The sequence below is a fragment of the Brachybacterium phenoliresistens genome, from assembly GCF_039530785.1.
Lineage (GTDB): Bacteria > Actinomycetota > Actinomycetes > Actinomycetales > Dermabacteraceae > Brachybacterium > Brachybacterium phenoliresistens.
The window spans coordinates 47,013-70,911 of record NZ_BAAAOW010000011.1; the positions used below are offsets into that span (position 1 = coordinate 47,013).

The 23,899-nt window shown below is 73.7% G+C and carries 24 protein-coding genes; 9 read left to right on the top strand and 15 right to left on the bottom strand.

From position 1 onward, the window contains the following. Window positions 1-161 precede the first annotated feature (161 nt). The gene (locus ABD234_RS17155; protein WP_344358828.1) at window positions 162-983 is read right to left on the bottom strand and encodes a phytanoyl-CoA dioxygenase family protein; all 822 of its coding nucleotides are present in this window, start codon (window positions 981-983) and stop codon (window positions 162-164) included. A gap of 71 nt (window positions 984-1,054) precedes the next feature. Between ABD234_RS17155 and ABD234_RS17160 the strand changes: the two genes are divergently transcribed. Beyond that, window positions 1,055-1,876: a helix-turn-helix domain-containing protein gene (locus ABD234_RS17160; RefSeq protein WP_344358831.1), complete on the top strand. Its 822-nt coding sequence runs from the start codon at window positions 1,055-1,057 to the stop codon at window positions 1,874-1,876. A gap of 20 nt (window positions 1,877-1,896) precedes the next feature. Here the strand turns inward: ABD234_RS17160 and ABD234_RS17165 are convergent, their stop codons facing one another. Continuing rightward, window positions 1,897-2,670 (bottom strand): TetR/AcrR family transcriptional regulator C-terminal domain-containing protein, encoded by a 774-nt coding sequence (locus tag ABD234_RS17165; RefSeq protein WP_344358833.1) that lies wholly within the window; start codon window positions 2,668-2,670, stop codon window positions 1,897-1,899. Between the two features lie 121 nt (window positions 2,671-2,791). Between ABD234_RS17165 and ABD234_RS17170 the strand changes: the two genes are divergently transcribed. Continuing rightward, window positions 2,792-3,181, top strand: a complete 390-nt coding sequence (locus ABD234_RS17170; protein ID WP_038374665.1) for a VOC family protein — start codon at window positions 2,792-2,794, stop codon at window positions 3,179-3,181. Window positions 3,182-3,286: 105 nt separating this feature from the next. Further along, on the top strand, window positions 3,287-5,017 hold the full coding sequence (locus ABD234_RS17175) for an ABC-F family ATP-binding cassette domain-containing protein (RefSeq protein WP_344358837.1): 1,731 nt from the start codon (window positions 3,287-3,289) through the stop codon (window positions 5,015-5,017). Here ABD234_RS17175 and ABD234_RS17180 read toward each other — a convergent pair. After that, complete coding sequence (locus ABD234_RS17180) at window positions 4,956-5,870, bottom strand: sigma-70 family RNA polymerase sigma factor (protein ID WP_344358840.1); 915 nt, start codon at window positions 5,868-5,870, stop codon at window positions 4,956-4,958. The two genes, ABD234_RS17175 and ABD234_RS17180, sit on opposite strands and share 62 nt — an antisense overlap. Before the next feature lie 161 nt (window positions 5,871-6,031). Between ABD234_RS17180 and ABD234_RS17185 the strand changes: the two genes are divergently transcribed. Beyond that, window positions 6,032-6,508: a carboxymuconolactone decarboxylase family protein gene (locus tag ABD234_RS17185; protein WP_344358843.1), complete on the top strand. Its 477-nt coding sequence runs from the start codon at window positions 6,032-6,034 to the stop codon at window positions 6,506-6,508. Window positions 6,509-6,633: 125 nt separating this feature from the next. Here the strand turns inward: ABD234_RS17185 and ABD234_RS17190 are convergent, their stop codons facing one another. Continuing rightward, complete coding sequence (locus tag ABD234_RS17190; protein WP_344358846.1) at window positions 6,634-8,427, bottom strand: glycoside hydrolase family 2 protein; 1,794 nt, start codon at window positions 8,425-8,427, stop codon at window positions 6,634-6,636. 191 nt (window positions 8,428-8,618) lie between these two features. Between ABD234_RS17190 and ABD234_RS17195 the strand changes: the two genes are divergently transcribed. Then, window positions 8,619-9,314 carry a TetR/AcrR family transcriptional regulator gene (locus tag ABD234_RS17195; RefSeq protein WP_344358849.1) on the top strand — a complete coding sequence of 232 codons (696 nt, stop codon included), beginning with the start codon at window positions 8,619-8,621 and terminating at the stop codon, window positions 9,312-9,314. Then, a complete protein-coding gene (locus ABD234_RS17200) occupies window positions 9,311-10,213 on the top strand; it encodes an alpha/beta fold hydrolase (RefSeq protein WP_344358852.1) in 903 nt (300 codons plus the stop codon). The genes ABD234_RS17195 and ABD234_RS17200 overlap by 4 nt, the downstream gene beginning before the upstream one ends. A gap of 22 nt (window positions 10,214-10,235) precedes the next feature. Here ABD234_RS17200 and ABD234_RS17205 read toward each other — a convergent pair whose 3' ends face one another. The 7 genes from ABD234_RS17205 to purB are packed head-to-tail and all read right to left on the bottom strand — an operon-like array spanning window position 10,236 to window position 17,953. Continuing rightward, window positions 10,236-11,612, bottom strand: a complete 1,377-nt coding sequence (locus ABD234_RS17205; RefSeq protein ID WP_344358855.1) for a M20/M25/M40 family metallo-hydrolase — start codon at window positions 11,610-11,612, stop codon at window positions 10,236-10,238. 31 nt (window positions 11,613-11,643) lie between these two features. After that, window positions 11,644-13,563 (bottom strand): MmgE/PrpD family protein, encoded by a 1,920-nt coding sequence (locus ABD234_RS17210; protein ID WP_344358858.1) that lies wholly within the window; start codon window positions 13,561-13,563, stop codon window positions 11,644-11,646. After that, window positions 13,563-14,402 (bottom strand): amino acid ABC transporter ATP-binding protein, encoded by an 840-nt coding sequence (locus tag ABD234_RS17215; protein WP_344358861.1) that lies wholly within the window; start codon window positions 14,400-14,402, stop codon window positions 13,563-13,565. The genes ABD234_RS17210 and ABD234_RS17215 overlap by 1 nt, the downstream gene beginning before the upstream one ends. 7 nt (window positions 14,403-14,409) lie before the next feature. Beyond that, the gene (locus ABD234_RS17220) at window positions 14,410-15,081 is read right to left on the bottom strand and encodes an amino acid ABC transporter permease (RefSeq protein WP_038374661.1); all 672 of its coding nucleotides are present in this window, start codon (window positions 15,079-15,081) and stop codon (window positions 14,410-14,412) included. Between the two features lie 3 nt (window positions 15,082-15,084). Beyond that, window positions 15,085-15,867 carry a transporter substrate-binding domain-containing protein gene (locus ABD234_RS17225; RefSeq protein ID WP_038374659.1) on the bottom strand — a complete coding sequence of 261 codons (783 nt, stop codon included), beginning with the start codon at window positions 15,865-15,867 and terminating at the stop codon, window positions 15,085-15,087. Then, on the bottom strand, window positions 15,864-16,565 hold the full coding sequence (locus ABD234_RS17230; protein ID WP_344358865.1) for a GNAT family N-acetyltransferase: 702 nt from the start codon (window positions 16,563-16,565) through the stop codon (window positions 15,864-15,866). Before ABD234_RS17230 ends, ABD234_RS17225 begins: the two co-directional genes overlap by 4 nt. Beyond that, window positions 16,562-17,953, bottom strand: coding sequence for an adenylosuccinate lyase (gene purB, locus ABD234_RS17235; protein WP_344358868.1), 1,392 nt, complete (start codon window positions 17,951-17,953; stop codon window positions 16,562-16,564). The genes ABD234_RS17230 and purB overlap by 4 nt, the downstream gene beginning before the upstream one ends. Before the next feature lie 670 nt (window positions 17,954-18,623). Here purB and ABD234_RS17240 point away from each other — a divergent pair. Next, a complete protein-coding gene (locus ABD234_RS17240) occupies window positions 18,624-19,067 on the top strand; it encodes an NUDIX hydrolase (protein WP_344358871.1) in 444 nt (147 codons plus the stop codon). A gap of 92 nt (window positions 19,068-19,159) precedes the next feature. Next, complete coding sequence (locus ABD234_RS17245) at window positions 19,160-19,651, top strand: OsmC family protein (RefSeq protein WP_344358873.1); 492 nt, start codon at window positions 19,160-19,162, stop codon at window positions 19,649-19,651. 125 nt (window positions 19,652-19,776) lie between these two features. Here ABD234_RS17245 and ABD234_RS17250 read toward each other — a convergent pair whose 3' ends face one another. Beyond that, on the bottom strand, window positions 19,777-20,691 hold the full coding sequence (locus ABD234_RS17250; protein WP_344358876.1) for an ArgP/LysG family DNA-binding transcriptional regulator: 915 nt from the start codon (window positions 20,689-20,691) through the stop codon (window positions 19,777-19,779). Between the two features lie 85 nt (window positions 20,692-20,776). On the opposite strand from ABD234_RS17250, the gene ABD234_RS17255 reads away from it, so the two are divergent. Then, complete coding sequence (locus ABD234_RS17255; protein ID WP_344358878.1) at window positions 20,777-21,379, top strand: LysE/ArgO family amino acid transporter; 603 nt, start codon at window positions 20,777-20,779, stop codon at window positions 21,377-21,379. Here the strand turns inward: ABD234_RS17255 and ABD234_RS17260 are convergent, their stop codons facing one another. The 3 genes from ABD234_RS17260 to ABD234_RS17270 form a co-directional block, all read right to left on the bottom strand. Further along, the gene (locus tag ABD234_RS17260) at window positions 21,380-21,820 is read right to left on the bottom strand and encodes a GNAT family N-acetyltransferase (protein ID WP_344358880.1); all 441 of its coding nucleotides are present in this window, start codon (window positions 21,818-21,820) and stop codon (window positions 21,380-21,382) included. Between the two features lie 62 nt (window positions 21,821-21,882). Further along, window positions 21,883-22,353, bottom strand: coding sequence for a hydrolase (locus ABD234_RS17265; protein ID WP_344358882.1), 471 nt, complete (start codon window positions 22,351-22,353; stop codon window positions 21,883-21,885). Continuing rightward, a complete protein-coding gene (locus tag ABD234_RS17270; RefSeq protein ID WP_038370985.1) occupies window positions 22,353-23,858 on the bottom strand; it encodes a hypothetical protein in 1,506 nt (501 codons plus the stop codon). Before ABD234_RS17270 ends, ABD234_RS17265 begins: the two co-directional genes overlap by 1 nt. Between the last annotated feature and the right edge of the window lie 41 nt (window positions 23,859-23,899).

A 23,899-nucleotide genomic window follows, 5' to 3' on the forward strand; every position in this document is an offset into this window, starting at 1 on the left:
CGGCAGCCGTGCACGAACGGCGGTCTCAGAGCCGCGAGCCGGGCAATCGCCTGGCTTGAGGACCTCAGACCGCCGTTCATGCACGCCGCCGGCATCGCTCGGGTCGGTGGAGCAGGCGGCCCCGGGCCTTCAGGGCCTCACGGCGCCGGGCCCTCAAGGCCTCACGGCGCCGGGAGGTCCCGCACGTCCGCGTCGCCGCAGGCGCCGCCGCCCACGGCCTCGGTGACGTCGACGTCCGTCCCGTCGGGCCGGACCAGCGGGTTGTAGAAGGCGGCGATCTCGACGCTGTCGGCGGGGACGTAGTGGAAGATCAGCGAGCGGCGGAAGCGGTCCGTGCTCGTGTTCGGCCGGGAGCCGTGCAGCAGGCTGCCGTGGAAGAACAGGGCGTCCCCCGCGGCGAGGCGGGTCTGGTGGACCTCCATCCCTTCGGGGACGGGCACGATCTGCGGGCTGAAGGACTCGGTGACGTCCGCGGCCTCGGGGCAGACCACCTCGTGGGTGTGGGAGCCGGGGACCACCTGCAGCCCGCCGTTCTCGGCGTCGGTGTCGTCGATCGCCACCCAGGCGGCGAGGCAGGTCTCCGGGGCGGCCCGCAGGAAGAAGTTGTCCTGGTGCATGGCCTGGCCGCGGGCGCCCGGGGGCTTGAAGTAGAACATCGACTGGGCGGCCAGGCAGTCCCCGATCAGCGCGGAGACGATGCTCGTGATCCTCTCGTCGAGCAGGAACCGGCGCGCGAGCCGCCCGGCCTCGGTCTCGGCGATGCGGTGGGGGTTGATCATCCGCGGGTAGCGGCCCAGCGGCTCGTCGGGCGCGACGAGGGCGTCGAGCCGGAAGTGGGGCGAGGAGGGGCCGATCTCCGCCGTGAAGACCTCTCGGATCTGCGCGACCTCCGCGGCGGTGAGGAGGTTGCGGACGATGATGACGCCGTGGTCGTCGTAGGTCCGGCGGCGGGCCTCGGCGGGGGCTTCCAGTACCTGTGTCATGCCCCTATCGGACCACGGCCGCTGCGCGCAGAACCATGGGATCTGCCGGTGGATACCTCTAACATCCTGCTATGCCTTCGCGCCAGCAGCCGGTCCTCCTGGGATACGACGGCCCGCTCACCGCGGGCGCCATCACCGAGGGGCGGAGCTATCGGACGGTGCGCCCGGGCGGGACCGACGACTGGCTGATGATCCAGACGATCGAGGGGGCCGGGCACTTCGGCACCGTGGACGCCGCGGCGGTGGGAGCCGGCGCGGGCACGGTCGTGCTGATCCCTCCGGGCACGCCGCAGGACTACGGGACCGATCCTGCGGTCGGCCGATGGGCTCTGCGCTTCGTGCACGTCCGCGTACCCTCCGCGTGGAACCCGCTGCTGCGATGGCCGGAGGCCGGCGCGGGCATCCGGATGCTCGTCCCCGAGGGCGAGGCCGCGGGCGAGATCGCCGCCCATCTCGACGCCGTGGTGCGCTGGTCCCGCAGCGGCTGGTCCCATGGCACGGACCTGGCGCTGAACGCCCTGCACGCGGCGCTGCTGTGGGCAGAGGCGATCAATCCGGAGCACGGACAGGTCGATCCCCGGATCCGGGCCGTGGTCGACGCGATCGAGCGCGATCATCGGCGCCCCTGGTCGGTGGCGGAGATGGCCGCGCAGGCGCGCCTGTCCCCCTCACGGTTCGCGCACCTGTTCGCCGCGGAGCTGGGCACCACCCCGGCGGCGTTCGTCGAGGGGCGCCGCATGGACCTCGCCCGCCAGCTGCTGACCGTGACCCAGCTGCCGGTCGCGGAGGTCGCCGCGGAGGTCGGCTTCGAGGACCCGTTCTACTTCTCGCAGCGCTTCCGCCGCGCCGTCGGGGTCAGTCCGCGCGAGCACCGGCGCCGCCACGCGCCGTAGGCGGAGGCTGAGGCGAGGGGTCAGCCGCGCGGCTCGATGAGCGCGCCCAGTCCGTCCAGGGTCCGGGCCAGGCCGAACTCCCAGGCATGGTCGGGGTTCCAGGCGCTGCCCTGCGCCTCGCCGGCCGCGGCGCCGATGCGCACCGCGCGCGGATAGGCGGCGGGGTCCAGGGCGCGGGCGAGGATCGGCTGGTTCGCCTGCCACCAGGCGGCGTCGCTCATGGCGGTGTCGGTGGTGGCGCGGGCGGCGTCGTGGGCGGAGCGCACATGGGAGCGGACGAATCCCAGCAGATGCGCGAGGGCGGCGTCGACGTCGATATCCGTCAGGCCGGTCCCGTCGAAGGCGGCGAGCTCGTGCTCGTACTTCGCCAGGGTGCCGGGACCCAGCGGCGGCCGGCTGAGCGCGGCGACCTCGGTCATCCACGGGTGGTCGCTGAGCATCTCGCGGTTGGACCGGGCGACGGCGGCGAGGCGCTCGCGCCAGGGCGTCCCGTCCGCCCACGGCTCCCGGGGCATCCGTGCATGCAGGGCGTCGACCATGAGGTCCAGCAGCTCGGGCTTGCCGGGGACGTAGGTGTAGACCGACATCGGGGCGATGCCCACCGTCTGGGCGACGGCGCGCATGGTCACGGCGGCGAGGCCGGACGCGTCGGCGAGCGCGAGCGCGGCCTCGGTCAGCTGCGCGGGGGCGATCGAGCGCGCGGGGCCGCGCCGCGTGCCCGCCGCCGCGTCCTGCCCCCAGAGCAGCGCGAGGGTGCGGCTGGGCTCTCCTGCTCCGGTCCGGTTCTCGCTCACGGGAACAATCCTCGCATAAAAACGTTGTACACCGTACGGGGTTCCGAGTACGGTGTCCCCGCAGCCCGGCGGAGCACCGCCGTCGACGCACGGCGCCGCCCGATCGAGAGGACCCCCGCCCATGCAGATCACCGCCTCCTCCATCTCCCTCAACGTGGCCGACCCGGCGGCATCCGCCGCCTGGGCCACCCGGCATCTCGGCTTCGCCGAGGAGATGTCGGCCGATGGCTTCGTCTCCCTCGCGCATCCCGAGGCCGGCCTCCACCTCATCTACCTGCGCACCGGGCTGGAGACCTTCCAGCCCGCATCGGCCGCCGGTCCGGCGGACGGCCTCCTGGTCGTCTTCACCGTGACCGACATCGATGCGGAGCACGCCCGGCTGCAGGCGGAGGGGGCGGAGATCATCACGCCCCTGCAGACGGAGCCGTGGGGCGAGCGCTTCTTCCAGATGGCCGACCCGAACGGCATCGTCGTCCAGCTCGTCCAGTGGGTGGACGCGCCGCCGCAGTGACCGCCGGGGAGGGGGCGCGCCGCATCCGCCCGGATCCGGCGCGCCCCCTCCCCGCCCCAGCCCCGCTCCCCCGCACCCAGACCCGACCGGCCGAAGGAGATCCCCATGGCGAGCATCCATTCCGTCGTCCTCGCCGGCCTGTCGCATGCCTGGCCGGACGGCACCCCGTCCCTGCACGGGATCGACGCCGCCTTCGGCACCGGGCGCACCGGGCTGATCGGCGCCAACGGCAGCGGGAAGTCGACGCTGCTGCGGCTGATCGCCGGGGCCCTGCGGCCGACGGCGGGGACGATCTCCGTCGCCGGGAGCGTCGGCCTGCTCCCCCAGCGCCTGGATCCCCGCCGCACGGTGGCGGACCTGGTGGGGGTGCGAGAGCATCTCGTCGCCCTCCGCGCGATCGAGGCCGGGGACACCGACCCGCGCCTCCTCGAGGCCCTCGAGGAGGACTGGCTGGTCGAGTCCCGGGCCGAGGCCGCCCTCGCCGGGGCCGGGCTCGACGGCCTGGACCTGGACCGGCGGGTCGCGGAGGTCTCCGGCGGGGAGGCCGTGCGGGCGGCGCTGCTGGGCATGCGGAGGGCCGGGCACGACATCGTGCTGCTGGACGAGCCCACCAACAACCTCGACGCCGGCTCCCGGGCCCGGCTGCACGAGGACATCCTGACCTGGCCGGGGACGCTGATCGTGGTCAGCCATGACGTGGCGCTGCTGGACCTCATGGACGCCACGGCGGAGCTGCGCGAGGGGACGATCTCCCTGTTCGGCGGGCCGTACTCGGCCTTCCGCGCGCACACGCAGCGGGAGCAGGAGGCCGCCGAGCAGGCCGTCCGGACTGCGGAGCAGCACCTGCGCCGCGAGAAGGAGCAGCGCATCGCGGCGGAGACCGCGCTCGCCCGGCGCCGTCGCTACGCCCGCACGGACTTCGAGAACACGCGCCGCCCCAAGACGATCATGAAGCAGCGCGGATCGATGGCGCAGGTCTCCGCCGGGAAGCTGCGCGGAGAGCTCGCCGGGAAGTTCGACGCGGCCGAGCACGACCTCGCCGAACAGACCTCCCGGCTCCGCACGGCCGACCGGATACGCATCGCCCTGCCCGACCCGGAGGTCCCGGCCGGCCGCCGCCTGGCCGAGCTGCGCGACGCCCGCGGCGGCGCGATCCTGATCCAGGGTCCGGAGCGGATCGCCCTGCGCGGCCCCAACGGGATCGGCAAGACCCGCCTGCTGCGCGCCCTGGTCGCGGCGGGCGCGCGGTCGGAGCCGGCATCGGCCGAGGGGGCGCACGGGGCGCACGGGGCGCACGGGGCGCACGGGGCCGATGGTCCCGACGGAACCACCGGGCGTGTCGGCGCCGCTGCGGTCGGTGCGAGTGCGTGGACCGATCGCATCGGCCATCTCGCCCAGGGGCTCGGGGACCTGGATCCCGGCGCGAGCGTCCTGGACGAGGTGCGCGCGGCCGCTCCGTCGGCCGATGTCGAGTCCGTCCGGGCGCATCTGGCGCGGTTCCTCTTCCGCGGGGAGGACGCGCACCGGAGCATCGGCGGGCTCTCCGGCGGCGAGCGCTTCCGGGTGGCGCTGGCCCGGCTGCTGCTCGCGCAGCCCCCGCACCAGCTGCTGGTGCTGGACGAGCCGACCAACGATCTGGACCTGGACAGCATCGCGGTGCTCGTCGAGGCGCTCGAGGACTATCGGGGCGCGCTGCTCGTGGTCAGCCACGACGCGGCGTTCCTGGACCGGCTCGGCATCACCGCGGCATACGCGCTGGGGCCGCAGGGGCTGGTCAGCGCGGAGGTCGCGGGCCCGGATCCGGGAGCGCCGGGTCCCCGGCCAGGCGGCCGATGAGATCCGGGGCGGTGAAGGCGTCGATCTGCACGATCCGGCCGCCGGCGACGGTGAACGCCATGATGCTGAACAGCGCGCCGTCGCGGGCGATCGCCGCGCCCGGTGCACCGTTGACGAGCACCGGGTGCACGACCCGGTCCGGGTGCGCGTAGCGGAGGGCGGAGGCGGCGACCTCCTGGGCGCCCTGCGAGCGCAGCACCCCGGCGCCGAGGTCGGAGTGCACGACCACCTCGGGGTCGAGCAGGCTGATCAGGCGGGGCAGGTCGCCGTCGCGGGCGGCGGCGAAGAAGGCGTCGACCACGGCGCGCTGCGCGGCGGGGTCGGCATCGGCCTGCGGGGCCCTGCCCTGCACCCGCCGGCGGGCCCGGCTGGCGAGCTGGCGGGCGGCCTGCGGGGAGCGTCCCAGCACGGCGGCGACCTCGTCGAAGGGCACGGCGAACAGGTCGTGCAGCACGAAGGCGACCCGTTCGGCGGGAGAGAGCGTCTCCAGCACGATCAGCAGCGCGAGCCCGACGGTGTCGGCGAGGGCGACCTCCTCGCCGGGATCCCCGCCGCCCTCGCGCTCGAGGATCGGCTCCGGCAGGTGCTCGAGGCGCTCCTCGAGGGAGTCCGTGCGACGGGTGCTGCGCGAGCGCAGCATGTTCAGGGCGATGCGGGAGATCGTGGTCGTCAGCCAGCCGCCGAGGTTCTCGATCTCCGCGGCCTCGGACTCCCGGCTGCGGCGCAGGCGCAGCCAGGCCTCCTGGACGGCGTCCTCCGCATCGGCGACCGAGCCCAGCATGCGGTAGGCGACGCCGAACAGGTGGCGGCGGTGCTCCTCGAAGGCATCGTCGAGGGGGAGATCATCGGTCATCGCAGGGTCCTCTCATGCGGGCGCGGACGAAGGGCTGACCCGCCGGGCGGCCGGTCCGTGACAGGGGGCCGCGAAAGCAATCCTCGCGGGCCTGTCACATCGGCCCGCTCGCGCGGGTCAGGGATATCGACAGAGCACATCCCCTCACCGAGGAGCACCCCATGACCGACATCCAGCCCCGCATGCCCAACCCGGCCACCATCCTGCCCCAGTCCTACAAGGGGATCGGGAACCTCCTGGCCGCCGTGTCCTCCGGCGGGCTCGCCCCGGCCACCGTCGAGCTCACCGCGCTGCGGGTCAGCCAGCTCAACGGCTGCGCGACGTGCATCAACGGCCACGCGACCACGGGCGCGAAGGCCGGGCTGACCACGGCGCAGATGCTGGGCGTCTCCGCCTTCCGCACCTCGCCGTTCTTCGACGAGGCGCAGAAGGCGGCGCTCGAGCTGGCCGAGGCGCTCACCCTGGTCGCCGCGAGCCCCGAGGAGCCGCTGGACGACGCCCTGTGGGAGCGGGTGTGCGCGCACTACGACGAGACCCAGCGGGCCGCACTGATCCTCAACATCGCCACCAGCAACCTGTTCAACCGCATCAACATCGCCGTGCGCGAGGACGTCGAGAGCCCCTTCTGGCTGCGGTGACAGCGCCCGCCCGGGGCGCCCGGGCGGGTCCGGCGGGGACATCGGCCGATGGCGGAGCCGATGCCCCCGCCGGCCTGCGTCGCCGCCGGCCTGCGTCGCCGCCGGTCAGCGTCGCCGCCGGCCGCTCACCCCTCCCCGCGGCCGGTGACGATCGCGCGGATCCGCTCGGCGGGGAGCTTCGGCACCCGGTCGGCGGTGGCCAGGCCGTTGGCCTCCTGGAGGGTGTCGGTGAGCTGCGTGTAGCAGTGGCCGGCGAGCGCGGGGCTGTCGTTCAGCGCCGCGAACAGCCCGCCGACGGTGTCCGCGAACTCCTCAGGGCCCTCGACGGTCGCGTACCCCCAGGTGCCCTCGGCGGCGTAGGCGATGCCGCCGAACTCGGTGATCATCACGGGCGCGTCCTCGGTGAGGCCCTGGGCGGCGTCGTCGATGGGACGCCGGCGCTGGGGGCCGCGGGAGGCGATCGTCGCGGCGGTGGACTCCTCGCTCGCGTAGCGCTCGCGCAGCCGCGCCGGGTCGGTCTCGTAGTCGTGCAGGGCGATCACGTCGCCGCCGGTGATCTCGTAGCCGTCGTTGGAGACGACGGGGCGCGTCGGGTCCAGCGAGCGGGTCAGCGCGGTCAGCGCGATGGTGAGCTCGCGCTGCGGGGCGGAGTCGGCGAGGTCGCGGGCGCCCCACGACTCGTTGACGGGGACCCAGGTGACCACGCTCGGGTGGGCCCGCACCTGCTCGACGATCTCCGTCCATTCGTGCGTGATCGCGGCGGCGGCCCGGGGGCTGAAGGCGTAGGCGTTGGCGGTCTCGCCCCAGATCAGCAGGCCCAGCCGGTCGGCCCAGAACAGGAAGCGGGGGTCCTCGACCTTCTGGTGGATGCGGGCGGCGGTGAAGCCGAGCTCCTTGATCAGCTCGACCTCGCGGCGGTAGGCGTCCAGGCTCGGCGCGGTGAGCTGGGAGGTGGGCCAGTAGCCCTGCTCGAGCACGGAGCGCACGAAGTACGGCTCGCCGTTGAGCAGGAACCAGCCGCGGTCGATGCCGGTGGTGCGCAGGCCCAGATAGCTGGCGGCCTCGTCGACGACCTCGCCGTCCTGCAGGATCTGCACGGTGACGTCGACCAGGGTGGGGCGCTCCGGGGACCACAGCAGGCGGTCGCGGGACTGGGTGTTGCGCACGGCGGGCACGTCCACGGTCCCCTCGACCCGCGTGTCCAGGGCGGTGATCTCGCAGGAGCCGAGGACCTCGTCCCCGGCCGCGAGGCCGATGCGCACGGTCGTCCCCGGGCGGGGGCGCTGCGCGAGGCGCAGGCTCACGTCCACGCGGGCGCGGGGCATGTCGAAGTCCCAGTGGAAGCCGGTGAGGTGCTGCTCGGGGACGGTCTCCAGCCACACGCTGCGCCAGATCCCGGTGGAGCGGTGGTACCAGATGGCGTGCGGCTCCAGCTCCCAGTCCTGCTTGCCGCGCGGCAGCTCGGGATCGTGCGGGTCGTCGACGGCGCGCACGACGACCACGTGCTCGGGCCCCTCGTCCAGCAGGTCGGTGAGGTCGCAGGTGAAGGAGGTCTGGCCGCCCATGTGATGCCCGGCCAGGCGCCCGTCGACCCACACGTGGGCCTCATGGTCCACGGCGCCCAGGTGCAGCAGCACCCGCTGCCCGGGAGCGGCCGTCGCGGTGAGGGTGCGCCGGTACCAGACGATCGGGTGGAAGCCGGTCTCGTGGATGCCGGAGGCCTCGGACTCGGGCACGAAGGGCACCTCGATGGTGCGGTCGAAGACCTCGGCCGCGGCGGGCTCGTACCAGCGCCGCGCGAGCCCCACCGCCTCGTCGTCGTGGGCGAAGCCCCAGGGGCCGTCCAGCGAGGTCCAGTCCTCGCGCATGAGGGTCGGGCGGGGGTGGGTGCCGTCGTGCGTGCTGGCGCGCAGCGTCATCGTCGATCGCTCCTGGAGAAGGGGGTGTCCCACGTGGGAATCTCGGGTCCGACGATCCTATCGACGCCTCGCGGGCCGACGCACCCCGGTCCGCCATCGCATCGGCATGGGATACGATACGGTCCGTGCCGTATCACAAAGAGTCCCTCCCGCCCGCGGGATCTCCGCCGCCCGCAGAACCCCCGCCGCCCGTGCCCCCGCAGCCCCGGCGCGGCCGTCCCCGCGATGCCCAGCTCGAGCAGCGCATCGTCGCGGCCGTCCTGGCCCTGCTCGGCGAGAAGGGCTACGACGGCATCAGCATCGAGGAGGTCGCGCGGCGCAGCGGCGCCTCGAAGGCGAGCCTGTACCGCCGCTGGTCCTCCAAGCGGGACATGGTGCTCGCCGCCCTGCGCGCGGGCCCGGCGCAGGACGGCGCCGGCGAGGCCGTCGACACGGGCAGCCTGCGCGAGGACCTGCTCGAGCTGTGCCGCCGGCTCGATCGCACGATGCGGCGCACGGACGCCCGCACCGCGATGCTGCTGCTGGAGGCCGGGCTCGAGGACCCCGAGCTGTGCGCGGCGATCGAGACGGCCGTCGGGCCGACGGGAGCACGCCTCCCCCGCGCGATGCTGGAGGCCGCCGAGGCCCGCGGCGAGCTGCCGCCGGGAGCAGACCCCTTCGTCTTCGAGGAGGTCGTCGGCTCCGCCCTGCTGCTGCGCCGCACGAACGGTCTCGCCGCCGATGCCTCCTACCTCGAGGCCCTCGTCGACGCGATCGTCCTGCCCGGGCTGCGGGCGAGCGCCGCGCTGGGCCGCCCGCTGCCGGCGGGCATCTTCTCCGGCGCCCCGACCCCCGCGCCGCTCCCGGCCGCTCCCCCGCACCAGCATCCCTCCGAGGAGACCCCATGACCCGGTTCGACATCATCGACGGCTTCACGTACCAGCAGATCCCCGGGGAGGGCGGCGTCCCGATCCACGTCGCCTCCTCGGGCGAGGGGCCCGCGGTCGTGCTCCTGCACGGCTTCCCGCAGACCCACGTGATGTGGCGGCACGTCGCCCGCGATCTCGCGGCCGATCACACCGTCATCGTCCCCGACCTGCGCGGATACGGCCGCAGCGGCGCACCGTCGGGCGAGGATCCCGCGACGTACTCCAAGCGCGCGATGGCCCGGGACGTCATCCGGGTCGCGGAGGCGCTCGGCGCGCCGCGCTTCGGGCTCATCGGCCACGACCGCGGCGCCCTCGTCGCCGTGCGGGCGGGCGTGGACCACCCGGAGGCGGTCGACTACCTCGGGATCCTCGACGTGCTGCCCACCCTGGACACCTGGGAGGTGCTGCACGGGGTGGACGCGAAGGTCGCCTGGCACCTGTATCTCATGGCGCAGCCGAAGGGCCTGCCGGAGAAGATGATCGCCGCGGTCGCCCCGGAGTTCTTCGCCTCCTTCCTGGACGCCTGGGACCCGCGCGGCACGACCTTCTCCCCGCAGCTGCGGGAGCACTACATCGCCGCGTCCGTCGCCTCGGTCGAGGCGATCGTCGCCGACTACCGGGCGACCGCCTCGATCGACCTCGAGATGGACCGGGCCGACCGGGCGGCGGGGGCGAGCCTCGCCATGCCCGTCGGCGTGATCTCGCAGGACTGGGGCGCCCAGCTCGGCTTCGACGCCGCCGCGCTGTGGCGGGCCTGGGCATCGGACGTGACCTACCGGCCCACGACCGCCGGGCACTTCATGGCCGAAGAGCGCCCCGAGGAGGTCGTCGCGCTGATCCGCGAGCTGTCCGCGAGGAGGCTCGCCTCCGCCCGGTGAGCGGCGCGGGGCCGGCGGCGCCTCAGCAGTCCTGCACGAGCCGCAGCAGCACGCGCGCGCCGAAGCGGATCGCATCCACCGGCACCCGCTCGTCGATGCCGTGAAACAGCGGGGCGAAGTCGAGATCGGCGGGCAGCTGCAGGGGCGCGAAGCCGTAGCCGTCGATGCCGATCTGCGCGAGCTGCTTGTTGTCGGTGCCGGCGCTGAGGCAGTAGGGCACCAGCTCGGCGCCCGGGTCCTCGGCGAGGATCGAACGGTGCATGGCCTCGACGAACGGGGTGTCGTGCGGGGCGTCCAGCGAGATGCCGATCTTGTCGATGATCACCTCGACGTGCTCGCCGCTCAGCTCGTCGATGAGGGCCAGCAGGTCCTCCTGGTGGCCGGGCAGGAAGCGGCAGTCCAGCTCCGCCTCCGCCGTCTGCGGGATGACGTTGCCCTTGTAGCCGGCGTGGAAGGTGGTGACGTTGGCGCTGTCGGCGAGGGTGCCGGAGACGAACTGGCGCGCCCCGCCCAGCAGCGGCAGGAAGGACTCCGCATCGGCCTCGTCCCAGTCCTGGCCGGTGATCTCGGAGACCCGGTCGAACAGGGTGCGGACGCTGGCGGCGTACTCGCGCGGGAAGACGTGGTCGTCGATCGCGGCGACGGCGCGGGACAGGCGCACGATGGCGTTCTCGTCGTTTGGCACGGAGCCGTGCCCGGCGCGGCCGGTGGCGCGCAGGCGCAGCCAGGCGTAGCCCTTCTCGGCCGTCTGCAGCAGGTAGGCACGGATGCTGCTCCCACCCGCCGCCCCAGCTTCGCCGGTGTCCTTCCGCGGCAGCGTGATCGAGTAGCCGCCGACCTCGCTGATCGCCTCGGTGCAGCCGGCGAACACGTCGGGCCGATGCTCGATCATCCAGCGGGAGCCGTAGGTCCCGCCCGCCTCCTCATCGGCGAACATGACGATGACCAGGTCGCGCGGCGGCACCTGGCCGGTGCGGGCGATGTGCCGCACGACGGCGAGGATCATGCCGTCCATGTCCTTCATGTCCACGGCGCCGCGGCCGTAGAGCACGCCGTCGATGACCTCCGCCCCGAAGGGGTCCACGGTCCAGTCCTCCGCGGCGGCGGGGACGACGTCGAGGTGGCCGTGGATGACCAGGCCGCGCTCGCGGTCCTCCCCCGGGATGCGCACCACGACGTTCGCACGCCCGGGCGCGGACTCGATGATCTCCGGGGCGAGGCCGACCTCCTCGAGCTGGCCGACCACGTACTCGGCGGCCTCCCGCTCCCCCGGCCCCCAGGTCGCCGGGTCGTGGCCGCCGTAGTTGCTGGAGTCGATGCGGATCAGGTCGCGCGTGATGCGCACGGCATCGTCCTGCACCAGGGCGAGCTGCTCATCGGTCGGGGCGGCGATGGTCACCAGGGGGTCCTTCCGTCGGGAGTCGTGCGGGTCATGCGGGATCGTTCGGGTCAGGTGAGTCGTACGGGTCAGGGGAGTCGTACGGGTCAGGGGAGTCGTACAGCAGCCGGGCGAGCTGCCCGATGCTGGGGGCCGATGCGGGGTCACCGGCATCGGCCGATGCAGAGCCCGCAGCTCCGGCAGATGCGGGATCGAGTCCCGTCCCGGACGCCGTCGGGGTCGGTCCGAGCAGGTCCAGGATCTCAGCGGCGCGCCGGGCATCGCCGAGGTTTGCGACCAGCTTGTCACGGACGGCCTCATCCGGCAGAGGTCGATCCGGGGATCCCAGCGGTCGCTGGACCTCAGCCCGCAGCACCTCGCCGGAGCGCAGCCGCACCTCGACCTGCGCCCAGAAGTCCCGTCTCCCGACCGGCGCAGTCCCCCGCCCCGGCGCGGACACGGAATTGTCACTCTGTATGCCATCTGTGGGCTCATTTCGGCATACAGAGTGACAATCCTGCGCGCTTCCGTCGGCATCGGCCGCGACCTCCGGACTCCGGGGGGCGGGCACATGCTCGCGCCGGACGCGGGCGGCGAGGTCCGTGACCACCGGCGGCAGGGGGCGCGGCGCGAGGTGGGTGAGGTCCGGCGCGAGGCCCAGCAGGATCAGCGCGAGGATCGCCTCGACGCTGAAGCGGGCCTCCTCCCCCGTGCGCGGGGCGGTGTGGATCAGGGCGGCATCGGCGCCGGGTCGCATGCGCACCACGACCTCGGCGATCGCGGCGGCCCGGGAGGCGCCGAAGCCCTCGGGGTCGACGGGGCGGGAGGCGGCGGAGCCCTCGGGATCGACGGGGCGGGAGCCTGCGAGGTCGGCGGCACCGGCGGGCTCGGCGGCCGTGGCACCAGCGGGCTCGGCGGCACCGGCGGCGGCACCGGCGGGACCGGCGGCACCGGCGGGACCGGCGAAGTGGTCCGGCAGGCGGGCGGCGATCTCGGCGGCGGCATCGGCCGCGGACATGGCGGCGGAGCAGAAGGGGTAGCGCTTGAACCAGACGCCGGGGTCCAGCAGCGCCCAGCGCGCGCCCGGGGCCCCGAAACCGTCCAGCACGGCGCGGCGGTCGGCCTCGGGGACGCCATGGGCGGCGAGCAGGCCCGCCGGGCCGAGGACGGCGTCCTCGGCGGTGCGCAGGCCGGCGGCCGCCCAGGCCACCGACTCCACGCCGGTCTGCGCGGCGAGGCCCGCGTGCAGCGGCTTGCCGGGAGTGCCGAACTGGGCGCGCACCCCGCCGGACCGGGAGGCGGCCACGGACAGCGCGGTCGAGGCCGCCTGCTCGTCGAGCCCCCGCAGGTGGGCTCCGGCGGCCGCCGCCGCGACGGCGCCCGCGGTGCCGGTGGGGTGCCATCCGGCCTGGTAGTGGGCCGGTCCCAGGGCGCGTCCCAGGCGGGCCATCACCTCGAGGCCGACGATGTATGCGGCGAGCATCGCCTCGATCCCGTCCTCGGGGCGGGCCAGGGCCAGCAGCGCGGGCACGAGCACCGCGGAGGGGTGGCCGCGGACCAGCTCGTGGGTGTCGTCGAGGTCCAGCAGGTGCGCCTGGAAGCCGCCGACGAGGGCGGCACGGGCCGGGGCGAGGCCGGTCCCGGCGCCGATGACCACGCGGGGATCGGCCGCGGCGCCCTCGGCGAGGGCCCAGGCGACCAGGCGATCGCGGTCGGCGCGGGCAGAGCGGTCGGCGGCGACGGCGAAGGACGCGGCGATGACGTCGGCGATCGCCCGGGCGGCGGCCGTGCGCAGGGCGGGCGCCTGCGACGACGCCGCCGGCGAGCGCAGGGCGGGCGCCTGCGGCGGGGCCGCCGGGGAGCGCACGTCGGATTCCCGCGGTCCCGCTCCCGCGGCCCGGCCCGCCGTCGTCGCGGCGCGGTCCCCGAGGGGATCGGCCGCGACGACGGCGCGCGCGAGGGCGTCGGGCATCAGCCGGGCAGCCCGTCCGGGCGCAGCGGGTCGTGGCCGAGCTGCTCGGAGGGAGCATCGGCCGCAGGATCGGCGGCGGACCGCTGGGCGGGCTCGCTGACGGCCTCGCGCAGGAAGCGGCGGGTGCGCTCCTCACGGGGGCTGCGGATGACCTCGCGGGCGGGGCCCTGCTCCACGATGCGGCCGCCGTCGATGAAGACGACCCGGTCGGCGACATCGGCCGCGAAGGCCATCTCGTGGGTGACGATGACCAGGGTCATGTCCTGCTGGGCGAGGTCGCGGATGACGGCGAGGACCTCGCCGACGAGCTCGGGGTCCAGCGCGCTGGTGGGCTCGTCCAGGAGGATCGCGTGCGGCGTCACGGCGAGCGCCCGGGCGATGGAGACGCGCTGCTGCTGCCCGCCGGAGAGCGTGACCGGGTACTGCTGCATGGTGGTCTCGGCGATGCCCACGCGGGTGAGGAGGTCGCGCGCGGTCTGCTCGGCCTGCGCCTTCGGCGTGCCCTGCGCGGTCATGGGGTCCATGACGTTGGCCAGGGCGGTGCGGTTGCGGAACAGGTTGTAGCCCTGGAAGACCATGGCGGTCTTCTTGCGCAGCGCCCGCACCTGCGCCCCGGGGATGCCGGGGGCGCGCACGGTGACGTCGTCGATGCTGATGGACCCGGCATCGGGCGTCTCCAGCAGGTTCAGGCAGCGCAGCAGGGTCGACTTGCCGGAGCCGGAGGGGCCGATGATCGCGACCACCTCCCCCGTGCCGACCTGCAGGGACACGCCGTCCAGGACGACGTTCTCCCCGCTCTTGCCGAAGAAGGACTTGCGAAGGTCGCTCACGTCGATCATGCGCCGATCACCTCACGTATGCGCGGCTGAGCCGCGTCTCGAGCCGGCCCTGGAACCAGGAGTAGACGATCACCAGCAGCCAGTACACCAGGCCCACCACGAGGAACGTCTCGAAGAAGCGGAACGAGGCGGAGGCGAGGATCTTCGCCTCGGCGAACAGCTCCGTCAGCCCCAGGGTGAAGGCGACGGACGTCTCCTTGAGCAGGGAGATGAAGATGTTGCCGGTGGCGGGCAGGGCGTTGTAGGCGGCCTGCGGGATGATGTAGCGCCGGTAGACCTGCGGCGCCGTCATGCCGGTGGCCAGTCCCGCCTCGAGCTGCCCGCCGTCCACGCTGGTCAGCGCGGCGCGGAAGATCTCGGCGAGGTAGGAGGACTCCTTGAGGGAGAACCCGACGATCGCCGCGGTCAGCGCGTCCATGGTGGTCATGAACGGGAACAGCTGCGGCAGCCCGTAGTAGATGAGGAACAGCTGCACCAGGGTGGGGATGCCGCGGAACAGCGACACGTACAGCTGGGCGAGCTGGTCCAGCACGGGGATCCGCAGGAAGCGGATCAGCGCCACGAACAGGCCGATGAGGATCGCGAAGAACATCGACGCGACCGCGATCAGCAGCGTGACCGGCAGGAACTTCAGCAGCTGGGGCAGGACCTCCAGCATGTAGAGCGGGTCGAGGTCCATGCATCAGCTCCCGGTGTAGCCCTCGGGCTCGGTGGTCACGTCGTCGCCGTAGTAGGTGGTCGACAGCTCGGTGAGGGTGCCGTCGGCGTGCAGCGCCTCGATCTGCTCGTTGACCTGGGCGACGAGCTCGGAGCCCTTCTCGAAGGGGAAGGCGACGGACTCCCAGGCGATGGGCTCGCCGACGAACTTCAGATCCGCCCCGGACTTCTGGATCTCCGCGAGGAAGATGCCGGTGGAGTTGATGTACCCGTCCACGCGGCCGGCGAGGAGGTCCTGCATTGCGCCGTCGCGGGTCTCGTAGGTGCGGATCTCGAACTCGACGCCGTTCTCGGCCTTCCAGGTCTCCAGGTGGGTGGTGTTGTTGGATCCCAGCACACCGGCGATGGTGGTGCCGGCGAGGTCGTCGAGGGTGTTCAGCGCGGCGTTGCTGCCCAGCGTCACGATCGTCGCGCCCATGTAGGCGTAGGGGACGGTGAAGTCGTACTGCGCCGAGCGCTCCTCGGTGACGGCCACGTTGTTGGCGACGGTGTCGAGCTTACGCGCCTCCAGCTGGCCCATCAGGCCCGAGAAGTCGGCGTTGGTCCAGGTCACCGTCTTGCCGAGCTTCTCGGCGATGGTCTCGATGACCTCGACGTCGAAGCCGATGAGCTTGCCGTCCTCCTGGTAGCTGTTGGGGAAGGACTGCCCGGTCGAGCCGGCGCGGATCGCGTCGGAGCCGCCGCCGGCGCCGCAGGCCGCCAGCAGCGGGAGGGACAGGGCGGACAGGGCGAAGGTGCGACGCTTCATGAGGTGAGTCCTTTCAGGAGGTCGGCGTGGCGCGCGCGCCAGCCGGCGTAGGAGGCGGGGTCGATGGGCCGGATGTAGAAGTCGGTGATGTGCCCGAGGCCCAGGTCGGCGCTGCCGACGGGCTCGAAGCCGAGCCGCTGGTAGTACGCGCCGAGCCACGGATGGTCCTGCGCGGTCCCGAGCGAGACGGCGGGGGCGTGCAGCAGCCCGGCGAGCACCTGCTCGACGAGGGCGTCCAGCAGCTCGCGGCCCAGCCCCTGCCCGGAGTGCGCGGGATCGGTCGCGAGCCAGCCGATGTGCGGCAGGCCCAGGTGGCCGGGGTTGGGACCCCAGGGCATGCGCAGCGACACCGTGGAGATCAGCGCCCCGTCCGGCCCGGTGATCCCGTAGGCGATGTTCTCGCGCAGATGGGCGAGGACGTCCTCGCGCGAGGCGTCCGAGGCCTTGAAGTGCACTCCCAGCTCGACGTTCTTCGCGTAGGCCGCCTGCAGCAGGTCGCGGTACTCGTCGACGCGGTCCGGGCCGATCAGGGCCAGGCGGCCGATGGCCGCGGCGGCGCGGCGCCCGGTGGGAGCGGCCGTTGCGGGGACTGGGTTCTCGCCCGATGCGGGCGCGGGATTCTCGCCCGATGCGGGCGCGGGGTTCTCGCCCGATGCGGGGACGGCGCCCGGGGCGGCCGATGCGGTCTGCTCGCTCATGCGGCTCCTCCCGTCGGTGCGGAGGCATCGGCCGCGGGGATCCCGGCCTCGTCGGCGGCGGCGAGGACGGCGTCGATGGCGGCGCCGGTCTCCCCCAGGTAGGCCGAGGCGTCCAGCCAGGAGCGGATCGTCCCGGCGTCGAACCGCGAGGCCACGCGCTCGTCCTCGAGGAGGACGTCGGCCAGGTGACGGCCGGTCTCGACGGCGGCCATGGAGGCGTCGTAGACGATGTGGTGCGCGGTCTGCTTGCCCAGCTCCTTGCCGATCTCGAACATGGCCTTCTCGGAGAGGATCAGCCCGCCCTGCAGCTCGAGGTTGCGAGCCATGGCGTCCTCGTGGACGACCAGGCCGGCGAGGATCCGGCCCAGGGTCGCCAGCTGCGCGGAGAGGTACAGGTGGATCTCCGGCAGGGCGATCCACTCGGCGCGCCAGCTGATCGCGTCGCGCTCGTGGACGGTCGCGGCGCCGTCCAGGACCAGCGCCGCGGCGTGCTTGATCGGGGCGGTCAGCGCGGCGGCGCCCTCGAGGAGGGCGGGGTTGCGCTTGTGGGGCATCGTGGTCGAGCCGATCTTGCCGGCGGTGAAGGGCTCCTCCACCTCGCCGATCTCGCTGTGCATGAGGGCCGACAGCTCGGTGGCGATCTTGCCGGCGGTGGTGGAGATCAGCGCGAGGGTGCTCGCGTATTCGCCGATGCGGTCGCGGGCGGCCTGCCAGCCGATGCGCGGGCTCGCCAGCTCCAGGCGGTCCAGCGTCTCCTTCTCGATCTCGCGGCCGCGGCCCTGGAAGGAGGCGTAGGTGCCGATGGCGCCGTTGATGTTGCCGGTGAGCACGCGCGGGGCGACGGCGTCCAGGCGCTCCAGGTGGCGCAGCGCCTCGTCCAGCCAGATCGCCGTCTTGAAGCCGAACGTGGTCGGCAGCGCCTGCACGTAGTGGGTGCGGCCGGCCATGGGCGTGTCGCGGTGGCGCTCGGTGAGGGCGCGCAGGGCGGCGGCGAGGGCCAGCAGGTCCCGGCGCAGCGGGACCAGGGCGTCCTTGATCTGCAGGACGGTTCCGGTGTCGACGATGTCCTGGGTGGTCACGCCGTAGTGGACCCATTCGCCGTGCTCGCCGGCGGCGGCCTGCAGCGCGCCGACGGTGGCGTTCAGGGAGTGCATGGCCTTGGCGCCCTCGGCGGCGATGGCCGCGAGGTCGAAGTCCCCGGCGGCGGCGCGGGAGATGGCATCGGCCGCCTCCTGCGGGATGACGCCGAGCGCGCCCTCGGCCTCGGCGAGGGCGGCCTCGACGTCCAGCTGGCGGCGCAGACGGGCCTCCTCGCTCCAGATCGCCCGCATCTCGGGGGTGCTGAAGCTGTTGCCGATGGTCAGCATGTCCACGACGTGGGAAGACATGGGTTCCTTCCGGGGCGGGTCGGAGCGCGGGCCGGGGTCCGCCGGGCCGATGCCGGTCCGGTCCGGGCAGCTGCCGCGCCGCGCTCGGTGCGGGAGCGCGGACAGGACATGCGTCCGGGCGCCGAGCGGGCAGCTCGCGCCCGGGATCCGGGGCCGGGGCATCGTGCCGTTCTGGTCCGTGGCACGTGCAGGGGGTCCGATAACGCTAGGTGATGGAGGTCCTTATGCGGCAGTGCGCGTCGAAGTGTGAACAGCCCCTCAGGTTTCCCGCAGGTCAGGACATGACGGAGGCGCCAGGCCCTGTGACCGGCGTCGCGCGCCGCCCCGCGAGGCCCGTCCGCGCGGTGCCGGAGGGGCCCGCCCGCGCGATCGCCGCGGGTCCGCGCGCTACCGTCGGGGGCCCTCGCGTGATCTCCGGAGGCGTCCGCACGCTCGATCGCCGGATGACGAGCCAATTCGGGCCTGTTTTGGCTCGCCATCCGGCGTTCGTCGGCCGCGGCCCGCCCGGCGGGCCGCCCCGCGCGATCGGGGTCTACGCGCGATCGCCGGATGACGAGCCAATACGGGCCTCTTCTGGCTCGCCATCCGGCGATCGTCATCTGGCTCGTCATTCGGCGATCGCGCGCCGTGGCCTGTCCGGCGGGGCCGCGCCCCCGTAGGCTCCGATGCCATGCATTTCACGGAGTACGACACGCGACTGGGCGCCTACGCCCTCATCGTCGACGAGCAGCGGCGGATCCTGCTGTCCTGGTACAACGGCCCCACCCCGTGCTGGACCCTGCCCGGCGGCGGCGTCGACTTCGGCGAGAGCTGCGAGGACGCCGTGGTCCGGGAGGTCCATGAGGAGACCGGCTACCGCGTCGAGGTGGGCCGGGTGCTGACCGTCTCCACCCGCACCGCCGAGCGCTCCTTCCAGCGGGACCTTCCCTTCCAGGCCGTCCGCGTGGTCTACGAGGCGCAGGTCGTCGGCGGGACGCTCGGCACCCTCGAGGTGGACGGGACGACGGACCGCGCCGAGTGGATCCCGATCGACGCCCTCGACGCGGCCGGTCCGCGCGCGGACCTGGTCTCCGACCTCGTCGCGACGTGGCGCGCCGCGGCCCAGCCGTCCTGACCGCAGATGCATACTCGCGCTGGGGTCGTAGCGCACATCGGGCGAACCGAGCTGACCGCCCACGGCAGACCAGAGCAGAGCGAGGAGCAGGTATGAGGGGCAGGACCCACGAGTACGACGTCGAGGTCGTGTGGACCGGCAACCGCGGCGTCGGCACGTCCGGGTACACGACCTACGGGCGCGAGCACGACCTGAGCACCGCCTCGGCGCCGACGATCCCGGGCAGCGCGGATCCCGCCTTCCGCGGCGACCCGGCTCGATGGAACCCCGAGCAGCTGCAGGTCGCCGCGCTGTCGCAATGCCACATGCTCTGGTACCTCCATCTCGCTGCGGCTGCCGGCGTCGTCGTCACCGCCTACGAGGACAGCGCCCACGGCGTCATGGTGCAGGACGCCGGCGGCGGAGGGCAGTTCGCGTCGGTCACGCTGCGACCCCGCGTCACGATCACCGCTGACAGCGACCCCGATGTCGCGCATCGCGTCCATGCCCAGGTCCCCGAGGTGTGCTTCATCGCCCGCTCCGTCAGCTTCCCCGTCCACCACGAGCCCGTCATCACCGTGGAGGAGAGTGCCCCTCGCGCCTGATCCACGCACGCAGATCGAGCTGTGGGGCCGACCCCCGCACGCATCGACGTCCGGCCCGAGGCAGCGGCTCCCGTCAGGCCGAGACCGGCACTGCCTGCGGTGCCGACCCCAGGTCCTCCTGGACGCTAGGACGGGCGACGCAGGGACCGCTCCGCCGCCTCGGCCACGGAGCGGCTGAGATACTCGAGCAGCGTCGAGGGGGTGCGGGTGACCTGCCAGTACAGCGGGGTGGTCACCGGCTGCCCGCCGAGCGGCAGGACGGCGCCGCTCTCGAGCATCGGCTCGGCCTGGTGCACCAGCAGCATCGCCCAGCCGATGCCCTGCTCCACCGCGACGGCGAGGTCGTGCGTGGAGGGCACGAAGTGGCGCGGGGTGAGCGCCGGGTCCACGCCGCGCTCGCGCAGCCAGGTGGCCTGGAGCTCGTCGCTGCGGTCGAAGTCGACGCGCGGCGCCCGGGCGAGCACATCGGCCCCGACCTGCTCAGGCCGCGCCGTGGCCGGGTCGCCGATCCAGCGTCCCCACCAGTCCGGCGAGGCGGCGGCGACGTAGACGAGGCTTCCCAGCGGCGCGACGGCGCAGCCGGGCGAGGCGAGGGGCGAGGAGGTCACGGCGGCCGTCGCGGCGCCGGAGGTCAGCAGGCGCTCGGTCTCGTCCTGGTCCTCGCGCAGCAGCTCGACCTGCACGTCCCGGGTGCGGGTGAACTCGGCGAGGGCGCCGAGGAACCATGTGGCCATGGAGTCCGCGTTCACGGCGACGGTGATGCGCGGCCGGGCCCCCTGCGCCTCCAGGCCGAGCGCCGCCTGCGTCTCGTGCTCGAGCAGGGCGTAGCGGCGGGCGAAGCGCACCACCGCCTGCCCGGCCTCGGTGGGTCGTACGGGCTTGACGCGGACCAGCAGACGCTGCCCCACCTGCTGCTCGAGCTGCTTGAGGCGCTGGCTGACGGCGGAGGGGGTCACGTGCATCCGCCGGGCGGCGGCCTCGAGGGTCCCTTCGTCCACGACGGTCGCGAGGGTCTCGGCCAGGTGCGGATCGATCGGCATGCCCCGATCGTAGATGAAGCACTGCTAATGCGCCGTTACGAATCTTCGCTGGCGCTTCATCGTGCGGGCACCTAGCGTCGAGGACGTGACTGCAGCTCTCCATGGCCTCCTGACCGGCCTGACCCTGATCATCGCCATCGGCTCCCAGAACGTGTTCGTGCTGCGCCAGGGGCTGCGCCGCGAGCACGTGGCCGCCGTGGTGGCGGTGTGCCTGGGCTCGGATGTGGTGCTGATCAGCGCGGGGGCCGGCGGCTTGGGCGCCCTGGTGCGGGCGGTGCCGCAGGTGGTGGACCTGGCCCGATGGGCCGGAGCGGCGTTCCTGCTGGGCTATGCGGTGCTCGCGGCCCGCCGGGCCCTGCGCGGGACGGGCCAGGCGCTGGATCCGGCGGAGGCCGGCGCCCGCACCGGGCTGTGGCCCGTCGTGCTCACGGCGCTCGCGCTGACCTGGCTGAACCCGCACGTCTACCTCGACACGGTGCTGCTGCTCGGCTCGGTCGCCGCGACCCACGGCGCGCAGTCCTGGCTGTTCGCCGCCGGGGCGATCGGCGGCAGCGCGATCTGGTTCGTGGCGCTCGGCCTCGGCGCCCGCCGCCTGAGCGGCCTCCTGCGCAGCCCGCGGTCCTGGCGCGTCCTGGACGGCCTCGTCGCAGCGACGATGGTGCTGGTCGCGGCGATGCTGCTGGCCTGATCAGCCCTGGCGCCGCTCCATCCACAGCTCGGGGTCCTGCGGGCCGGTCCATCCCGCGCGCTCGTACATCGGCCTGGCCTCCTCCGAGGCCTTCAGCACGATGCGCCGCAGGTTCAGCGGGGCGAGGTCCTCCAGCACGGCGTCGATCAGAGACCGGCCGATCCCGCGACCGCGATGCGCGGGGTCGACGATGACATCGGCCAGCCACGCGAAGGTCACCTGGTCGGTGACGACGCGGCCGTAGGCGACCTGGAGGCCGGTGGACCGCTCGTACGCCCCGTAGTTCCGGGAGTTCCGCAGGATCGCGTCCTGCGTCGCGCGCTCCCGGCCTGCGCCCCAGGCGGTGTGCTCGGAGACGAGCAGGTGGATGCGCTCCGCATCGAGCCGGTCCGGATCGGCGGAGATCTCGTAGTCGGCCAGGCGCGAGAAGGCGGAGTCCATGACCGCATTGTGCCGGGTGCGGCGGAGGAGTCGAGAACCCGGGCCCGCAGGGGCCCGGCCCCTCATCCCCGGATCGACGGGTCCGCCGGCACCCGGACGCGTCCGACGACGACGGAGTACCGCTCGCGCGCCGCGAACTCCTCCCATCCCCACAGCGCCGGCACGCCGATCTCCCGGCACAGGTGCAGCACCCCGCCGCCGAGCACGATGCCGACGTGCGCACCGAACGCCCTGTCCTCCGAGGCGAACAGCACGAGGTCGAGGTCGGCCACGTCAGCGGGCGGTGGATGGCCGAGGGCGGGGTCCTCCCACAGCTCGCTCGAGCGGTGCGGGGGGACGGTGCGCCCCAGCAGCCCGAGGACGCCGTAGGCGTACAGCTGGCAGTTCGCCCCGCTCTCGGGGCTGAGCGCCCCGCCGCCCGGCGCCGCCCCGGGGTGGCGCGCCGCATCGTACGGCGCCTCGAACACCCAGCGGGGCCAGCCGGTCGCGGGCTCGGGCAGCGCGCCGAGGTCGGCGGCGGTGACGGCCGGCATCAGCTCTGCCCGCGCAGATCCATGACGTGCTCCAGCGCCGCATACACGGCCAGGCGGACGGCCGCATCGGCGTGGAAGGTCTCCTCGTCCCGCTCGAGGACGCCGAGCTGGGCCAGGGTCTCGAACTCCAGGCGGACCATCACGAGCTGCACGAAGAGATCGTAGGGGTCCCGCTCGATGCGCGCGGCCATGGCCCGCAGGAGCGGCGTGATCTCGTGGGGGACGGGGACGTCCAGCCCCTCGGGCTGCGCCGCGAACAGGACGGCCCCGGCGACATCGTGGGCGTCGAGGAGCTCGGGCCGCGACCGCTCCCGGACGAGGGACTCGATCAGGCGGACCACCAGCAGCTTCACGGAGAACTCGTCGCGCAGCTCCGCCTCCGCGGGCGCGGCGAGGATCTCCTGCATCGCCTCCGTGGGGACGATGCGGCGGCCCTGCATCTCGACCGCCCCGAGCATGATGAGGGACTGGTAGGGGTCGGCGATCTCGGGGACGTCCCACATCGAGCGCTGGCTCTGCGCGAGGCCGAACCGGGCCAGCAGCTCCTGGGTGTCCGGCCGGCCCAGCGCATCGGTCGCGGTGACCCGGCTGCCCGGGCCGATCACGTCGAGCACGGCGAAGGCCCGCTGCACGTAGGTGTTCTCCCGTGCCGCGGCGGCGACCTGCCGCCGGAACTCCTCGTCGGAGGGCACCTCGTCCAGCTGCCGCTCCATGCCGTCCTCGAGGTACCAGGGCCAGAACGGCAGGTGCTCGCTCGAGCCCTGGGCCGCGGCGTCCTCGGCGTCGCACAGCCGGTCCAGCGCGTCGAGGTCGTCGACGTCGATCCCGGAGCCCGAGCGCTCGCCGGCCGAGCCCGGGGGCCGCAGCGATGCCGCCGTCCCGCGCCCCGCCCCCGGCCGGTACGCGTAGGACTCGTCCTGCAGCCGCCCGGTGTCGCTGACCGATACCCGCTCGGCGTGCGGCAGACGGTTGTACCAGGCCATGAAGTCCTCGAGGGCCTCCCGGTCCTCCAGCGGCACGCCGTGCTCGACGGCGAGGTGCAGGATGTTCCCGGACACGCTGCGACGGCTGGGGTCATCGGCCGCCTCGAGCACCGTGAACTCGATGTCGCGCAGGTGCTCCTGCACGGAGAAGACGGAGGGGGAGGCGAGGTCCCAGCGGCCGGTCCGCTCGAGGAAGCCGAAGAACTCCGCGAGATCCCCGGCCATGGCCATGGAGTCCTCGCGGCGCTGGGCGACGCGGCGCGGCACGACCACGGTGAGCAGCTCGTCGATCAGCGGGACGCTCCACCGGCCGATCTCGGGGCTGTCGAGGTGCTCGGCCTTCAGCTCCACGAGCGTGCGCACGCTCGAGGCGGCCCGCTCCGCCTCCAGCCCCGGGTCCATGCTCGAGCGCCAGCCGGCGAACTCCCGCAGGGCCTGGTCGCGCTCGCGCGCCAAGCGGTTCAGCGCCCCGGCGGTGCGGCCGGGCTGCTTCGCGGTCGGGCGGCGCTTCTTCTTGGGCATGGGGCCAGCGTGACGGAGCATCGGCCCGATCACAACCGGAC

Coding starts and splice junctions, on each gene's coding strand:
- ABD234_RS17225 (WP_038374659.1), bottom strand. CDS start 15,867: ATGAAGCGTCGCACCTTCGCCCTGTCCGCCCTGTCCCTCCCGCTGCTG.
- ABD234_RS17175 (WP_344358837.1), top strand. CDS start 3,287: ATGGCGAGCATCCATTCCGTCGTCCTCGCCGGCCTGTCGCATGCCTGG.
- ABD234_RS17170 (WP_038374665.1), top strand. CDS start 2,792: ATGCAGATCACCGCCTCCTCCATCTCCCTCAACGTGGCCGACCCGGCG.
- ABD234_RS17250 (WP_344358876.1), bottom strand. CDS start 20,691: ATGCCGATCGATCCGCACCTGGCCGAGACCCTCGCGACCGTCGTGGAC.
- purB (WP_344358868.1), bottom strand. CDS start 17,953: ATGTCTTCCCACGTCGTGGACATGCTGACCATCGGCAACAGCTTCAGC.
- ABD234_RS17245 (WP_344358873.1), top strand. CDS start 19,160: ATGAGGGGCAGGACCCACGAGTACGACGTCGAGGTCGTGTGGACCGGC.
- ABD234_RS17220 (WP_038374661.1), bottom strand. CDS start 15,081: ATGGACCTCGACCCGCTCTACATGCTGGAGGTCCTGCCCCAGCTGCTG.
- ABD234_RS17160 (WP_344358831.1), top strand. CDS start 1,055: ATGCCTTCGCGCCAGCAGCCGGTCCTCCTGGGATACGACGGCCCGCTC.
- ABD234_RS17240 (WP_344358871.1), top strand. CDS start 18,624: ATGCATTTCACGGAGTACGACACGCGACTGGGCGCCTACGCCCTCATC.
- ABD234_RS17260 (WP_344358880.1), bottom strand. CDS start 21,820: ATGGACTCCGCCTTCTCGCGCCTGGCCGACTACGAGATCTCCGCCGAT.
- ABD234_RS17155 (WP_344358828.1), bottom strand. CDS start 983: ATGACACAGGTACTGGAAGCCCCCGCCGAGGCCCGCCGCCGGACCTAC.
- ABD234_RS17200 (WP_344358852.1), top strand. CDS start 9,311: ATGACCCGGTTCGACATCATCGACGGCTTCACGTACCAGCAGATCCCC.
- ABD234_RS17230 (WP_344358865.1), bottom strand. CDS start 16,565: ATGAGCGAGCAGACCGCATCGGCCGCCCCGGGCGCCGTCCCCGCATCG.
- ABD234_RS17180 (WP_344358840.1), bottom strand. CDS start 5,870: ATGACCGATGATCTCCCCCTCGACGATGCCTTCGAGGAGCACCGCCGC.
- ABD234_RS17185 (WP_344358843.1), top strand. CDS start 6,032: ATGACCGACATCCAGCCCCGCATGCCCAACCCGGCCACCATCCTGCCC.
- ABD234_RS17265 (WP_344358882.1), bottom strand. CDS start 22,353: ATGCCGGCCGTCACCGCCGCCGACCTCGGCGCGCTGCCCGAGCCCGCG.
- ABD234_RS17270 (WP_038370985.1), bottom strand. CDS start 23,858: ATGCCCAAGAAGAAGCGCCGCCCGACCGCGAAGCAGCCCGGCCGCACC.
- ABD234_RS17190 (WP_344358846.1), bottom strand. CDS start 8,427: ATGACGCTGCGCGCCAGCACGCACGACGGCACCCACCCCCGCCCGACC.
- ABD234_RS17215 (WP_344358861.1), bottom strand. CDS start 14,402: ATGATCGACGTGAGCGACCTTCGCAAGTCCTTCTTCGGCAAGAGCGGG.
- ABD234_RS17210 (WP_344358858.1), bottom strand. CDS start 13,563: ATGCCCGACGCCCTCGCGCGCGCCGTCGTCGCGGCCGATCCCCTCGGG.